General features: G+C 62.2%; 12 protein-coding genes. 1 reads left to right on the top strand and 11 read right to left on the bottom strand.

Annotated elements, in window-relative coordinates:
• Positions 1–49: 49 nt before the first annotated feature.
• Positions 50–1,477 (bottom strand): argininosuccinate lyase, encoded by a 1,428-nt coding sequence (gene argH, locus PDR5_RS15315; protein WP_064596813.1) that lies wholly within the window; start codon positions 1,475–1,477, stop codon positions 50–52.
• Between the two features lie 311 nt (positions 1,478–1,788).
• Here argH and PDR5_RS15310 point away from each other — a divergent pair, with 311 nt between their 5' ends.
• A complete protein-coding gene (locus tag PDR5_RS15310) occupies positions 1,789–2,754 on the top strand; it encodes a LysR family transcriptional regulator (protein WP_064596810.1) in 966 nt (321 codons plus the stop codon).
• Here the strand turns inward: PDR5_RS15310 and PDR5_RS15305 are convergent.
• Genes PDR5_RS15305 through arnB form a run of 10 tightly spaced genes read right to left on the bottom strand, consistent with a single transcriptional unit; the run spans position 2,738 to position 13,697 of the window.
• A complete protein-coding gene (locus PDR5_RS15305) occupies positions 2,738–3,265 on the bottom strand; it encodes a GNAT family N-acetyltransferase (RefSeq protein WP_064596808.1) in 528 nt (175 codons plus the stop codon). The two genes, PDR5_RS15310 and PDR5_RS15305, sit on opposite strands and share 17 nt — an antisense overlap.
• 36 nt (positions 3,266–3,301) lie before the next feature.
• Positions 3,302–4,894 (bottom strand): ArnT family glycosyltransferase, encoded by a 1,593-nt coding sequence (locus PDR5_RS15300; RefSeq protein ID WP_172829485.1) that lies wholly within the window; start codon positions 4,892–4,894, stop codon positions 3,302–3,304.
• Complete coding sequence (locus PDR5_RS15295) at positions 4,894–6,273, bottom strand: UDP-glucose dehydrogenase family protein (RefSeq protein WP_064596803.1); 1,380 nt, start codon at positions 6,271–6,273, stop codon at positions 4,894–4,896. Before PDR5_RS15295 ends, PDR5_RS15300 begins: the two co-directional genes overlap by 1 nt.
• Positions 6,270–6,674, bottom strand: coding sequence for a 4-amino-4-deoxy-L-arabinose-phosphoundecaprenol flippase subunit ArnF (gene arnF, locus PDR5_RS15290; RefSeq protein ID WP_064596801.1), 405 nt, complete (start codon positions 6,672–6,674; stop codon positions 6,270–6,272). The genes PDR5_RS15295 and arnF overlap by 4 nt, the downstream gene beginning before the upstream one ends.
• The gene (gene arnE / locus PDR5_RS15285) at positions 6,671–7,015 is read right to left on the bottom strand and encodes a 4-amino-4-deoxy-L-arabinose-phosphoundecaprenol flippase subunit ArnE (protein ID WP_064596800.1); all 345 of its coding nucleotides are present in this window, start codon (positions 7,013–7,015) and stop codon (positions 6,671–6,673) included. Before arnE ends, arnF begins: the two co-directional genes overlap by 4 nt.
• Positions 7,012–8,661: a lipid IV(A) 4-amino-4-deoxy-L-arabinosyltransferase gene (arnT, locus tag PDR5_RS15280; protein WP_064596798.1), complete on the bottom strand. Its 1,650-nt coding sequence runs from the start codon at positions 8,659–8,661 to the stop codon at positions 7,012–7,014. Before arnT ends, arnE begins: the two co-directional genes overlap by 4 nt.
• Entirely contained in the window at positions 8,658–9,542 is an 885-nt protein-coding gene (gene arnD / locus PDR5_RS15275; protein ID WP_064596796.1) for a 4-deoxy-4-formamido-L-arabinose-phosphoundecaprenol deformylase, read from the bottom strand. Before arnD ends, arnT begins: the two co-directional genes overlap by 4 nt.
• Entirely contained in the window at positions 9,542–11,533 is a 1,992-nt protein-coding gene (gene arnA, locus PDR5_RS15270; protein ID WP_064596795.1) for a bifunctional UDP-4-amino-4-deoxy-L-arabinose formyltransferase/UDP-glucuronic acid oxidase ArnA, read from the bottom strand. Before arnA ends, arnD begins: the two co-directional genes overlap by 1 nt.
• The gene (arnC, locus tag PDR5_RS15265) at positions 11,530–12,552 is read right to left on the bottom strand and encodes an undecaprenyl-phosphate 4-deoxy-4-formamido-L-arabinose transferase (RefSeq protein ID WP_064596792.1); all 1,023 of its coding nucleotides are present in this window, start codon (positions 12,550–12,552) and stop codon (positions 11,530–11,532) included. Before arnC ends, arnA begins: the two co-directional genes overlap by 4 nt.
• Entirely contained in the window at positions 12,549–13,697 is a 1,149-nt protein-coding gene (gene arnB / locus PDR5_RS15260) for a UDP-4-amino-4-deoxy-L-arabinose aminotransferase (protein ID WP_064596790.1), read from the bottom strand. Before arnB ends, arnC begins: the two co-directional genes overlap by 4 nt.
• Positions 13,698–14,143: the final 446 nt, after the last annotated feature.

Raw genomic sequence — 14,143 nt, 5'->3', positions numbered from 1 at the left:
CGAACTGTACTTTTCGATCAACCCCCTCCCGGTGGGAGGGGGACTCGGCTTAGAGGCGGAAGCCCTGGTAGTTTTCGGTCCACTGTTGTTGCGTGGCGAGGGCGGTTTTCAGGCGGCCGATCTGCTCGCGCACCTGTTGCGGCGCGGTGCCGCCCCAGCCGCTGCGGGCAGCGATGGCGGCCTCCAGGGTCAGGCTGTCACGCACGTCTGCCGTGAGGCGCGGGTCGATCTCGGCCAGCAGCGCCGGCGAGGCTTCCCACAGTTCGATGCCGTGTTTCTCGCAGGCCTGCACCAGCGCGCCGGTGATTTCGTGGGCTTCCTTGAACGGCACGCCGCGCACCGCCAGCCAGTCGGCAACTTCGGTGGCGAGGGTGAAACCCAGCGGTGCCTGACGCCGCAGTTCCTCGACGTTGACGGTCATGGTCGCGACCATCCCGGCCATGGCCGGCAGCACCAGCAGCAGGGTGTCGACGCTGTCGAGCACGCCGTTCTTGTCTTCGCTCAGGTCGCGGTTGTAGGACAGCGGCAGGGATTTGAGCGTCGACAGCAGGCCGGTCAGGTTGCCGATCAGACGGCCAGCCTTGCCCCGCGCCAGTTCGGCGATGTCGGGATTTTTCTTCTGCGGCATGATCGAGCTGCCGGTGGCGTAGGCGTCGTCCAGATCGACCCAACGGAACTGGCGCGACGACCACAGGCAGAACTCTTCGGCCAGACGCGAGATGTTGATCCCGAGCATGCTGGCGATGAACAGGAATTCGGCGACGTGATCGCGGCTGGCCACGGCGTCGATGGAGTTTTCGCAGACCCCGGCATAGCCCATTTCCTTGGCCGACTGCTGCGGCTGGCGAGCGATCGCGGAACCGGCCATGGCCGCAGCACCGAGGGGCGACAGCGAAGTGCGGGCGTCCCAGTCCACCAGCCGTTGCACATCGCGCAGCATCGATTGCGCGTGGGCCAGCAGGTGATGGGCGAACACGATCGGTTGCGCCTGCTGCAAGTGGGTGAAGCCCGGGCAGATGCTTTCGACGTGCTGCTCGGCCTGATCCACCAGCGCCGTTTGCAGGGCCAGCACTTCCACGGCCAGGGTGCGGACGTGATCACGCAGGAACAGGCGCAGGTCGTTGGCGGTCTGGTCGTTGCGCGAACGGCCGGCGCGCAGCTTGCCGCCCAGCGCGCCGAGGCGTTCGGTCAGCAGGCGCTCGATGAAGGTGTGAACGTCTTCGTCGTCCAGGGTCGGGGCGGTGCGCCCGGCAGCAAAATCGGCACCGATGCCGTCCAGGGCTTCGATCATCGTGCGGGTTTCCTGCTCGTCGAGCAGGCCGGCACGTTGCAGTTCCCCGGCGTGGGCCTTGGAGCCGGCCAGATCGTACGGCGTCAGGCGGAAATAGCGCTCGGGGCAACGGGACAGGGCCGCCAGGGCTGCGGACGGGCCGCTTTTGAAACGGGCACCCCAGAGACGGTCGGTGGTTTGAGACATTTGTTGTTTTCCTCGTCGGTAACGCGAACTGAAATCGGTGTGCTGGGCCCTGAAAAATCGTGCCGGCCAATTAGTGGACAGAAGCGGCAGACAGAATCAGGCCAAAGCAGTTTTCAAGAGGGCAGTTGCAAGAGACAAGAGCTGATCGAAGTGTCAGCTTTTAATGTTTGGCGATCAGTGAGTTGGCACTGATGTTCGGGATTTTCTGGCGGTTGCCAAGGCTGGTTTTCTGTGATCATTATTATTAGCCGGCGATGTTTTTGTTGTTGGACACAGATTGTTGAACATTGCGCCAGAGGTAAATCAGCATTATGGAAACCCCACTTTCCAATTCCGGAAACCCACCGGTCAAAACCGCTCACCGGGCACCTTTGGCCCTCAGCGGACTGGATTTCAAACTGCTCAAGGTGTTCAAGGCGGTGGTCGAGGCCGGCGGCTTCAGCGCGGCGCAAAACGAGCTGAATGTGGGCCTGGCCGCGATCAGCAAACAGATCTCCGACCTGGAAATCCGCATCGGCATGCGCCTGTGTACCCGGGGGCGCGAAGGGTTTCACCTGACCGAAGAAGGGCGTCTGGTGTATCAGGCGTCGATCGATCTGTTTGCTTCGGTCGACAACTTTCGTGACCGGCTTAGTTCAGCGCAGAACGAACTTATCGGCGATCTTGGAGTGGGGGTGATCGACAATACGATTAGCGACGATAATTCACCGTTAGTTGCCGCGCTTAGAAAGATAAATGAACATTCCCCGAAAGTAAGGTTTCAACTTCAGGCGACCCAGTTGGATGAAGTGGAAAGAGGCGTGGTGGAAGGTCGCTTAGTTGCCGGAATAGTCCCGGTTTATCAAAAGCGCGAAGAGTTCGATTATTACCCGCTCTATGAAGAACGCTCGCAGGCTTACTGCGCCGTCGGCCATCCGTTGTTCGAGATGCCGACGGAGCAGATGGGCGGCAACGTGCTGCAGGATTACGAGTGCATCAACCACCGCTACGCGATCCATCGCGACAAGCTCAACTTCGCCCGCTACGACAGTTTTTCCGCCTCGGCGACCCAGGTCGAAGCGGTGGCATTGTTGATCAAGACCGGGCGTTTCGTGGGCTTTCTGCCCCAGCACTACGCCGCCACGCTGGTGGCCGCCGGGCAGTTTCGCGCTGTGTGCCCGGAACTGATCCACTTCGTCACGCCGTTCAATTTGATCCTGCGCCACAACACCGTGCGCAGTCCGTTGGTCAAGGCGTTCGCCCAGGCGCTGGGGGTTGATCTCAAGGCGACGGCGTGAGGATCAGGCGCATGGCGCAACGTCGCTCGCCGGGCAATCCGTGAGCGATTTCATCGCGCAATACATGGTTCAGACGCGCGTCCTTTTCCTCGGCGTTCAATAGCGCAAAACCCATGCGTTGATAGAACGGCGCATTCCACGGCAGATCGCGAAAGGTCGTCAGCGTCACCGCCCGAAGTTGCCACAGACGTGCCTGTTCAATCGCCGCCAACAGCAACTTGCGACCGACACCCCGGCCCTGAAAGTGTTGGCTGACGGACAGTTCCTCAATGTGCAACTGTTGGTCGACCGTCACCGCCCTTAAAAAACCTGCAAGTTGCCCGTCGTTGTTTTGCGCCACCCACAGTTCACCCCGTTCAATGGCCGGCAAATGCGCCGAAGCCTGCGGCACAGCGGCATCCGCCAGCCAGGCCAGTGAAGGGTCGAGTCGAAACAGCGCGGCGGCCGAACGCTCGATGGCGGGGAGGGCGATGGCATCAGCTGCAAGGGCCTGTCGCACGGTAAAGGTCATCAGTCAGCGGTCCCTGTGGAAATCACGTCGCGCAGGTTAAGGCGCCAGCCACAGCAACACATAATCGTTTTTATCGAAACGGCCGCTCAACGCAGGCTGCAACGCCCCGAGCGGCGTGCCTTGCAGCGCTCGATAGTCGCTGCGATCCATCATCAACCATGCCGGCCCCTTGAGTGCTTCGAGCGCTTGCGTGGTTTCGCTGAACTGCGGTTGCAGATCCTGATCGACGTTGACCATGAACTTGATGGCCTTGGCGTCCTTGCCCATGCCGTGCAACACCAGCGGCGCGGGTTGCGCGTGGATTCGCGCAAGCGCCGACTGGCTGAAGCTTCGCGTGTCGTAGAGCAGCCGTTCCACCGGCTCGAACACCAGAACGTAGGCCGACCAGACCGCCAGCACAGCGCTGAACGCGAGGACTTCGGTTCGCCAGCGCGGTCGCCACAACCGTGACAAAGCGGCCAGTTGCAGCAATCCCAGCACGATCATTACCAGCGTCAGATCGGTCAACGACTCGGGAAACCGCCGCTTCGCGACCCACAACAAAGCGATCAACAATGCGGGAATCAACAACCACAGCCCTTGCATGCCGACGCGCAGCCAGGCAAACACCCGGCCATGCAGCACCTGAAACGGATACGCCGCAATGATCGCCGCCATGGGCAACATCGGCAGCAGGTAACGGGCCTTTTTCGCCTGGGGAATCGACAGCCCGACCATGACGATCAAACCCGCAGCGGCGCAGTACTGCACCAGTCGCAGGGCCGGGCCGCGTTGCCGGGGCTTGCTCAGCCATGCCGCCGCCAGCGCGAGCAAGGCCAGCGGATACGCCAGCGCATAGTTGCCCAGAGAACTGGTGAAGTAATACAGCGAACCGCTGACGCCTTCGCTGCCGTCCATGCGCCCCATGAACTGCATGCGGATCACGTCCTGCCGAAACGCCGGCCCGCCGCTGACCTCCGCCAGCCACAACAGCAGCCCCACGCAGGCCGCCAGTAGCAGCGAAGCCAGCACGCCGAAGGTCAACAGACGCGACCACTGGCGATCCAGCAGGTAGTAACTGCAGAGCATGCCGCTCGGCACCACCAGCCCGATCGGCCCGCGAATACCGAACCCCAGCAGCAACAGAAGGAACACCAGCGGCCAGCGCCGACCGGCAGCGAAATGGTCGTGGGCATAGCCGAGGTAGAACACCGAAAACGCCACGGCGGCGAGCATCAGGTCCTGCGACACCGCGCGGGTCTCGGTGATGAAGGTGCTGGTGAGCATCAGCAGCGCGATGCTGACCACCGCCCAACGCACGGACGAAGGCGCGAGCAAGCGATAGATCAATGTCACGATCACCGCGCCGGCGAAAGCGCTCGGCAGCCACGCTGTCAGGCTGTTGACCGTCCCGAACGGCAACGACAACAGCCAGATGAACAAGGTCGAGAGCGCCGAATAATCGGCGTACGGCTCACCGTAAGTGGTGGGAAATACACTGGGCCCGTGCCGGAGCATTTCCTGGGCGAACAACACGAAGCGCGAGTCAAAACCGATGGGCGCCTGCCCGTACACACCGGCGATGAACAGCAGAAACGCCAGCAGCCCTGCGATCAGGGACTGCCGGCGCAGGGCGGGGGTTAACCCCATCAAGCCACGTCCGAGGCGTGCGGCCACTGCTGCAAAGGAATCGGCAGGGAGCGCGATTCGCCACGGCCCATCGGGAAGTAATGGAAGCCGTTGCGGGCCAGGCGTTCGGCGTCGTACAGGTTGCGTCCGTCGAAGATCACCGGGGCCTTGAGACGTTGTTGGATCAGGTCGAAATCCGGCGCCTTGAACTGCTGCCATTCGGTGCAGATGATCAGCGCATCGGAACCGGCGAGTACCGATTCCGGGGTGCCCATCAGCATCAGTTTTGATTCGTCCGGGTACAGATGCTGGGTTTCCTGCATCGCTTCCGGATCGAACGCGCGCACATTGGCGCCGGCGGCCCACAGCGATTCGAGCAGGACCCGGCTCGGCGCGTCGCGCATGTCGTCGGTGTTGGGTTTGAAGGCCAGGCCCCAGACGGCGAAGGTCTTGCCGCGCAATTCGCCCTTGTAGAACGCGTTGATGCGCTCGAACAGTTTGTGTTTTTGCCGCTGGTTGATTGCTTCCACCGCTTGCAGCAAGTCGCTGGAGCAGTGCGCCTCTTCGGCGCTGTGGATCAGGGCGCGCATGTCTTTCGGGAAGCATGAACCGCCGTAACCGCAACCAGGGTAGATGAAGTGATAGCCGATACGGCTGTCGGCGCCGATGCCCTGGCGCACCGACTCGATGTCCGCACCAAGGTGTTCGGCCAGTTCGGCGATCTGGTTGATGAAGCTGATCTTGGTCGCCAGCATGCAGTTGGCGGCGTACTTGGTCAGCTCGGCGCTGCGCAGGTCCATGAACATGATGCGGTCGTGGTTGCGGTTGAACGGCGAGTACAGGTCGCGCATCACGTCGCGCACTTCTTCGCGTTCGCAGCCGATGACGATCCGGTCGGGCCGGCGGCAATCGGCGACTGCCGAGCCTTCCTTGAGAAATTCCGGGTTGGAGACGATATCGAACTGCAGCAGGCGTCCGGCCTTGACCAGGGCTTTGTCCAGGTGCGTGCGCAGGGTGTCACCGGTGCCGACGGGTACGGTGGATTTTTCCACCAGAATCAGTGGCTGTTCACGGTGCCGGGCCACGGCGTCGCCCACCGACAGCACGTAACGCAGGTCGGCCGAACCGTCTTCTTTCGACGGAGTGCCAACGGCAATGAACGCGACCTTGCCGTGCTGCACCGCGAGTTTTTCATCGCAGGTGAATTGCAGGCGTCCGGCATCCAGGCCTTCGCGGACCAGACTGGCCAGCCCCGGCTCGAAGATGCTGACGTGGCCCTGGCGCAGCAGCTCGACTTTTTTCTCATCGATGTCCATGCACACCACGTCATGGCCGACTTCGGCCAGCACGGCGGCCTGCACCAGACCGACATAACCGCTACCAAACACTGTGATTTTCATGGCGAACTCCTCAATTCGGGCGCACGGGCCGGACGAGTGTTGATGGTGATGACCCCGAGCATGACCAGCGCCACACCCAGTGATTTAGAGAAACTGAAGGATTCGTTGAACAGCGGCAGGCTGGCCGCCAGCAGGTACACCAGCGCATAGCTGATGCTCAGCAGCGAATAGGCCCGGCCCAGCGGCAGATCGCGCAGGGCGGCGAGCCAGCAGAGCATCGACAGCGCATAGGCGAAGATCGCCGCGAGCACCACGGCCAGCGCGGTTGAATCGACGCTGGGCACGGACAGCCACTGATCCGGTCGGGGCAGGCGCGTCATGCTCCAGCGCATGCTCAATTGCGCCACGCTGACCAGCAGCACACTGGCAAGGGCGAAGACGATTCCACGACGTGAGTTCATGACTGTTGCCCCAACAGCGCCACGCCACCAATCACCAGCAACACGCCGAACCAGTGCTGAACGTCGACGGGCTCCTTGAATGCGAAGCGGGCGATCAGGGTGATGATCACGAAATTGAGGCTGAGCATCGGGTAGGCGATGCCAACGGGCAGGCGCTGCAACACCAGCAGCCACACCAGCAGACCGGCACCGAGGGCAAACAGCGCCAGCCACAGCCACGGCGAGCGCACTTTGCGCGACCACGACAGGCTCGCGCCGCGCCAGCTCTCGACGGCGTATTTCTGCGCGACCTGGCCCAGGCAGGTCAGCAGGCAGGCGAGCAGCAGCAGCCACAGGCTCATGACGCCTCCTGCGGAAGAATCATGATCACGAGGTTGCCTTGCTCATAACGAACGCCGTCCTTGGGCAGTCTGTCGAGTTCGTCCAGTTCGTCTTGCCCCTTGACCCGCATCACCACGCCGACCGAACCGGTCCTGCGGGCTTCGCGCATCCACTGTTGCACCTGATCGGGGTCGACCCGTTGGTGAATGCCGTCAGGATAGGCAAGGCCATATTTCAATTCGCCTATCGTGTTGTACAGCGCCACCTGCGGGCGTTTGAGGCGCCAGGACAGGGCCGACGCGGCGCCCAGGTCGTTGCTCAACAGGTGCGTAGTGGTCGCCAGTTCCGTCTGGTGGGCGAGGACGAATTGGTCAGGCATCTTGTTCGTTACCACCGATTTGGGCAGTGCCGCCGGCAGCAATGCGATCAGCAGCAGGCTGCCCACTGCCGGCGCCGCCCAGCATTGCAATGGGCGGAAGGCTTGCAGCAGGTTGCTGATGATCCAGCCGGTCAGGGCGATGAACACCAGCACCAGACTGTGCAATTCGTGGTCGTACAACGGACGCTTGAGCTGCACGTAAACCAGCCCGATCAGCGTGACGATGCCCAGCAACAGATTCAGTAGACCATTGAGGCCCAGCGCCCGGCCGTGCTCCAGGCGCAAGCGATCGGCCAGCGCGTGGCCCAACAGCAACGCCAGCGGCAGCAGGCACGGCAGGATGTAGGTCGGCAGCTTGCCGTTGCTCAGGCTGAAGAACAGCAGCGGCATCAGCAGCCACAGGCCGAGAAACGCGATGCCGGTGTCGCGGCGGGTCTGCCACGCCTGCTTCAGCGCCACCGGCAGCATCCCCACCCACGGCAGACTGAAGGCCACCAGCAGCGGCAGATAGAACCACCACGGCGCGTCATGCTGGGCGTCGTCACCGGCAAACCGACGAATGTGCTCATGCCAGAAGAAGAACCGCCAGTAATCCGGTTCCTGACCATGAACCGCCAACACCCACGGCAGGCTGACGATGATCGCCACCGCGATGGCCACTGGACCGTACAACAGCAGTTCCTTCCAGCGTTTTTGCCAGAGCATCCACGGCAACGCGATCAGCACCGGCAGCAACCAGGCGAGAAAACCCTTGGTCATGAACCCCATGCCGCAGGCCAGACCCAGCACCGCCCAGCCGGCGATCCGCTGACCATTGGAACGGCTGTCGAGGGCAAACCACAGCGCCACCAAACTCAGGTTGACCCAGAAAGTGAATTGCGGATCGAGGTTGGCGTAACCGGCCTGGCCGGCGACGATGACGAAACTCATGTAGAGCAGGGCGCAGACGAAGCTTTTGCGCGGGTCGTTCCACAAACGGCGGGCGATGAGGAAGCACAGCAGCACGCTCAACCCGGTGCTCAGGGCCGAGGCAAACCGCACGCCGAACAGGTTTTGCCCGAACACGGCCTGCCCGAGGGCGATCATCCAGTAACCGGCTGCCGGTTTTTCGAAGTAACGCAGGCTCATGAAATGCGGCGACACCCAGTTGCCGCTCAGCAGCATTTCCTGGCTGATTTGCGCATAACGGGTTTCATCGGGAATCCACAAACCGTGGCTGCCCAACGGCAACAGATAGGCCAGCAGGAAAATCCCCAGCAACAGCGGCAATGCCCAGCGTTTGCTCATGCGCCTTGCACTCCCAGCCAGCCTTCACGGCCTTGGAGAGTGCCGCGTTGCACACGGCCGACGGGCAGGGTGTTGAGAAACTCGGGCAGCAAATCGCCCAACGGTTGGAAGTGAATGTTTTGCTGGCGTGCCTCGGCCAGCAGTCGACGAAAATCATCGGCCATCAGAATCCCTTCTACTTCGGCGTGAATGGTGTAGACGTTGAGGTTGTCCGGGCGGAACCGGTCGAGGATGAAGGCGTTGAAATCCTTCGCCGCCACACTCGGCCCGACCACCTCATCGAAGGTCGGCAGGTCCACCGGAATCTGCGGCGCACCGACCGAGCCGTCAGACAGCAATGGGCGAAACAGCCGCTGCCCACGGCAATCGCTGTTGTAGCGAAAGCCGAAGGCCTGCTTGGCTTCGATCACACGCTCGTCCGCGCGCCAACCGGCGGCGGCCGAACAGGTGACCTTTTCGCCAAGGATGTCGCCCAAGGTGTCGACGCCCTGACGGATCTGCTCGACCAGTTGCGCATCGCTCCAGCGCCCGGCATTGGCCTGCCAGCCATGGTGGTCCCAGGCGTGCAGGCCGACTTCGTGGCCGGCGGCCCGGGCCTGACGCATCAGGTGCCCGAGGTCGCGGCCGATCGGCTTGCCCGGCCAGGCGGTGCCGGCCAGCAGGATGTCCCAGCCGTACAGGCCAGCGGCGTTGGAACGCAGCATCTTCCACAGGAACTGCGGACGGATCAGGCGCCACAGATGCCGGCCCATGTTGTCCGGGCCGACACTGAAAAAAAACGTCGCATTGATCTGCGCCTCGTCGAGCATGTCGAGCAGACGCGGCACACCTTCACGGGTGCCGCGAAAGGTGTCGACGTCGATGCGCAAACCGGCCTGCATCAACGCTTGCTCTCGATTTCGGCCATGGCCTCACGCAGGAAGAAATCCAGCGTGTTGCCGATGGTCTCGCGCATTTCCACGGTCGGCGTCCAGTCCAGCAGGCGCTTGGCGTTGGCAATGCTTGGTTTGCGGTGCTCGACATCCTGATAACCGGCGCCGTAGAACGCCTTGCTTTCCACGTCGCGGAAACCGGCGAACGGCGGGAAGTTGCTGCGCAACGGGTGAGCCTCGAACTGGCGCAGCAGTTCTTCGCCCAACTGGCGGATGCTGGCCTCGTTGTCCGGGTTGCCGATGTTGATGATCTGGCCGTTGCAGACGTCGTTGTCGTTATCGATGATCCGCGCCAGCGCCTCGACGCCGTCGGCGATGTCGGTGAAGCAGCGTTTCTGTTCGCCGCCGTCGAACAGGCGGATCGGCGTGCCTTCCACCAGATTGAGGATCAATTGGGTGATGGCCCGGGAGCTGCCGATGCGCGCCGAGTCGAGGCGATCAAGCCGTGGGCCCATCCAGTTGAAGGGGCGGAACAGGGTGAAGTTCAGGCCTTTGGCGCCGTAGGCCCAGATCACCCGGTCCAGCAGTTGCTTGGACACCGAGTAGATCCAGCGCTGCTTGTTGATCGGGCCGACGATCAGGTTCGAGCTGTCCTCGTCAAAGTGCTTGTCCTGGCACATGCCATAGACTTCCGAGGTCGACGGGAAAATCACGCGCTTGTTGTACTTGACGCAGTAGCGCACCAGTTTCAGGTTTTCTTCGAAGTCGAGTTCGAACACCCGCAGCGGGTTGCGCGTGTATTCGATCGGCGTGGCGATGGCCACCAGCGGCAGCACCACGTCGCATTTCTTGATGTGGTACTCGATCCACTCCGAGTGAATGCTGATGTCGCCTTCGACGAAGTGAAAACGCGGATGGCTGCGCAGGCGGTCGATGGCGTCGGAGCCGATGTCCAGGCCATAGACTTCATAGCGCTCGTCACGCAGCAGGCGCTCGGACAAATGGTTGCCGATGAAGCCGTTGACGCCGAGGATCAGCACCCGTGTACGGCGCGGGCCACGGCCGGATTCGGCACCGCGCAGCAGCGAGCCGTCCACCAGACCCAGTTCATTGGCCAGTTGCGGGCCGCTCAGGTACAGGCCGTTGTCGTTGCGCTGGCCGGCGTTGATCACCAGCGAATCTTCACCGCAGGCGATGCGCAGCGGATCGACGCTGATGACCCGGCCCGGCGCCTGGCCTTCGTTGCCCTTGACTACTTCGGCGCTCCAGACGATCAGCTTGTGCTCGCCCACGGCGCAGAAGGCGCCGGGGTAGGGCTGAGTCACGGCCCGCACGAGGTTGAACAGTTGCTCCGCCGGTTGCGCCCAGACCAGTTTGCCGTCCGCCGGGGTGCGACGGCCGAATACCGTGGCCTGGGATTCGTCCTGCGGGGTTTCCCGCAGCTTGCCGTACAACATCGCCGGCAGGGCGTCGCGCAGCAGGTCGCTGGCGGCGATCCGCAGTTTGCCGTGCAGGCTCAACGCGGTGTCGCTGCGTTCGATGGCCACGCGTTGCTGGGCGAGGATGGCACCGGCGTCGGCGCGCTTGACCATGCGGTGCAGGGTGACACCGGTTTCGGTTTCGCCGTTGACCAGCACCCAGTTGGCCGGCGCGCGGCCACGGTAGCGCGGCAACAAGGAGCCGTGCAGGTTGAACGCGCCTTTTTTGGCCAGCGCCAGCAGCGGCTCGCTCAGCAGGTTGCGGTAGTAGAACGAGAAGATGTAATCCGGGTCGAGCTTGGCGATCCGCTCGATCCACAGCGGATGGTTGGCGTCTTCCGGTGCATGAACCGCGATGCCTTTGTTGGCGCACAGTTGTGCAACAGAGGCGTAGAAGGTGTTCTCCTTCGGGTCATCGGCATGGGTAAATACCGCCGCAATGTCATAGCCACTGTCGAGCAGGGCTTGAATGCCGGCGCAGCCAATATCGTGGTAAGCGAAGACAACGGTTTTTGCGCTCATGAGAGAACCTGATCGGACGTGGAGTTGGAAGTGAGGCCGTCAACGGTGATGGCAGGGGCCGGCGTGGCGGGATGGCCGCGCAGGACTTTTTCAATGAAGAAACGTGGACGAGCGCGCACGTCGCTGTACATGCGGCCCAGGTATTCGCCGAGCAGGCCCATGCCGATGAACTGACCGCCGGTGAACACGAACAGCACGGCGAACAGTACGAACAGGCCGTCGCCAGCCCATCCGGCGCCAAAGGCGAGGCGCATGAAGATCAGCGCCGCCGCGAACAGCACGCCGAGCCCGGCCATGGCGAAGCCGACGATGCTCAACAGGCGCAACGGCGTGGTGGTCATGCAGGTGATCAAGTCGAACATCAGGTTGATCAGGCGCATCGGGCTGTACTTCGAGTCGCCGTGGTCGCGCTCGGCGTGGGCCACGGTGATTTCCGTGGTGTGGCGGGCGAAGCTGTTGGCGAGGATCGGAATGAACGTGCTGCGTTCGCGGCAGGCGAGCATCGCGTCGATGATCGTGCGGCGGTAAGCGCGGAGCATGCAGCCGTAGTCGCTCATGGCAACGCCGGTGGAGCGCTGCACGGCGAGGTTGATCAGTTTCGAGGGGTAGCGACGCAGCGCCGAATCCTGGCGATTGCCGCGCACGGTGCCGACCACGTCAAAGCCCTTTTCGGCCTCGGCCACCAGGCGCGGGATTTCTTCCGGCGGGTTCTGCAGGTCGGCGTCGAGAGTGATCACCACGTCGCCCTTGCACTGCTCGAAACCGGCCATGATCGCCGCGTGCTGGCCGTAGTTGCGGTTGAGGATGACGGCCACAAACGGGCTGTCTTCGACTGACGCGGCGTCTTCGAGCAATTGCGCGGAGGCGTCACGACTGCCGTCGTCGACCAGCACGATTTCGTAGTCATGGCGCAATTGCTGGCAGGCGGCCTGGGTGCGGCGCAGCAGTTCCGGCAGGCTGTCTTCTTCGTTGTAGACCGGGATGACGATCGACACACAATGAATCGGATAAGGTCTCACGGGCGTTTCCTCATCAGGTGTTCAATGGCTCCGACGACCCGGTCCAGATCCTGGTCGGTCATGTCGGGAAACAAGGGAATCGAGCACAGCCGCGCCGAGTTCCACTCGGTGTCGGGCAGGGACAGGTGCGGATCACGCTGGCGATACCAGGTGTGCAGGTGGGTGGCGATGAAGTGGATGCCGGTGCCGATGCCCTGATCCTGCAAACCCTTCATGAAGGCCTCGCGGTCCATGCCGCAGCGTTCGCTGTCGATGCGCAGGATGAACAGGTGCCAGGCGTGCTGCTGGGCGTATTGCGGCACGGCCAGCGGTTGCACCGGTAGGCCTTCGAGTTTTTGCAGGTATTGCGTGGCCAGTTCGGTGCGACGGGCGTTGATCGCGTCCAGACGCTCGAGCTGCACCAGCGCAATCGCGGCGTTGATGTCGGCCAGGTTGTACTTGAAGCCTGGCTCCATGACCTGGGCCTGAGGCTTGCGGCCACCGGTCAGACGATCGTAGGCATCGACGCCCAGACCGTGGAATTTCAGCATGCGTACACGGCTGGCCAGCGCCTCGTCGTCGGTGACGAACATCGCGCCTTCGGCGCAGGTCATGTTCTTGATCGCGTGGAACGAAAAGATCGCGGTGCCCTGGGAGCCCACGTGGCGGCCCTTGTAGCGGGTGCCGGCGGCGTGGGCGGCGTCTTCGATCACGGCGATGCCGTGTTTGTCGGCCAAGGCGTAGAGCGGATCGAGATCGAACGCTGCGCCGGCGTAATGCACGGGAATGATCGCTTTGGTGCGCGGGGTGATGGCGGCTTCGATGCGCGCGGCGTCGGTCATCAGGGTGTCGCGGTCGACATCGACGAACACCGGCGTGGCGCCGAGCAGGGAAATCATGTTGGCGGTGGACACCCAGGTCTGCGACGGAGTGATGACTTCATCGCCGGGGCCGACTCCCAGCGCCAGCAAAGTTACATGCATGGCCCCGGTGGCCGAGGAAAGTGCCACGGCGTGCCGACTACCGACATAGTTGCCGAAGTGTTCTTCCAATGCCTGATTCTTCGGCCCGGTGGTGATCCAGCCCGAACGCAATACTTGTTCGACGGCGGCAATTTCTTCTTCGCCGATACTGGGACGGGAAAACGGGAGAAACGCTTGACTCATAAGAACCTCGGGGGCGACAGCCATCCTTCAGCCAATTGTCTGAAAAACACGTGTTTTCAAGGGTTTGAAGTACCACCCGGGGAATGCCTGATTGACTTTTGCGTCCCCGGACGGCACGTTGTGAGCCATTCGGGGCCCACTGGATGCAATTAAGGTTATGCGCGTTTTTGTGAAAGGAACATGAAAAAGCGGTTGGCGAATCGTCTATCTGAAACTTATACAGCCACCGTTCAGACTTCTTCCGTTCATCGGCGTTTTTAGTAGAAAAGTCCTACAGAAGTGCCCCGTCTTATTTAAGTTTTGTTGCCGTTTTTAGTTGTTTTGTTGAACTGTTTCTTATTCAAGGCCGTTTCGTTTGATTGACTTGTCGAGTACTGAATCCTCACCCTCCAACAGCAATCCGCTGACTGTTTATCTGGCGCGCCTGGCGCCCTCCAGCCAACTGA

This window comes from Pseudomonas sp. DR 5-09, assembly GCF_001655595.1.
Classification (GTDB): Bacteria; Pseudomonadota; Gammaproteobacteria; order Pseudomonadales; family Pseudomonadaceae; genus Aquipseudomonas; species Aquipseudomonas pharyngis.
This window is presented reverse-complemented; position numbering and strand designations above follow the sequence as displayed.

Bases quoted from the DNA above. Each gene is read 5' to 3' on its own strand.
- PDR5_RS15295 (WP_064596803.1), bottom strand. From the start codon at position 6,273: ATGAAAATCACAGTGTTTGGTAGCGGTTATGTCGGTCTGGTGCAGGCC.
- arnD (WP_064596796.1), bottom strand. From the start codon at position 9,542: ATGCAGGCCGGTTTGCGCATCGACGTCGACACCTTTCGCGGCACCCGT.
- arnF (WP_064596801.1), bottom strand. From the start codon at position 6,674: ATGAACTCACGTCGTGGAATCGTCTTCGCCCTTGCCAGTGTGCTGCTG.
- argH (WP_064596813.1), bottom strand. From the start codon at position 1,477: ATGTCTCAAACCACCGACCGTCTCTGGGGTGCCCGTTTCAAAAGCGGC.
- arnA (WP_064596795.1), bottom strand. From the start codon at position 11,533: ATGAGCGCAAAAACCGTTGTCTTCGCTTACCACGATATTGGCTGCGCC.
- arnT (WP_064596798.1), bottom strand. From the start codon at position 8,661: ATGAGCAAACGCTGGGCATTGCCGCTGTTGCTGGGGATTTTCCTGCTG.
- PDR5_RS15300 (WP_172829485.1), bottom strand. From the start codon at position 4,894: ATGGGGTTAACCCCCGCCCTGCGCCGGCAGTCCCTGATCGCAGGGCTG.
- arnE (WP_064596800.1), bottom strand. From the start codon at position 7,015: ATGAGCCTGTGGCTGCTGCTGCTCGCCTGCCTGCTGACCTGCCTGGGC.
- PDR5_RS15305 (WP_064596808.1), bottom strand. From the start codon at position 3,265: ATGACCTTTACCGTGCGACAGGCCCTTGCAGCTGATGCCATCGCCCTC.
- PDR5_RS15310 (WP_064596810.1), top strand. From the start codon at position 1,789: ATGGAAACCCCACTTTCCAATTCCGGAAACCCACCGGTCAAAACCGCT.
- arnB (WP_064596790.1), bottom strand. From the start codon at position 13,697: ATGAGTCAAGCGTTTCTCCCGTTTTCCCGTCCCAGTATCGGCGAAGAA.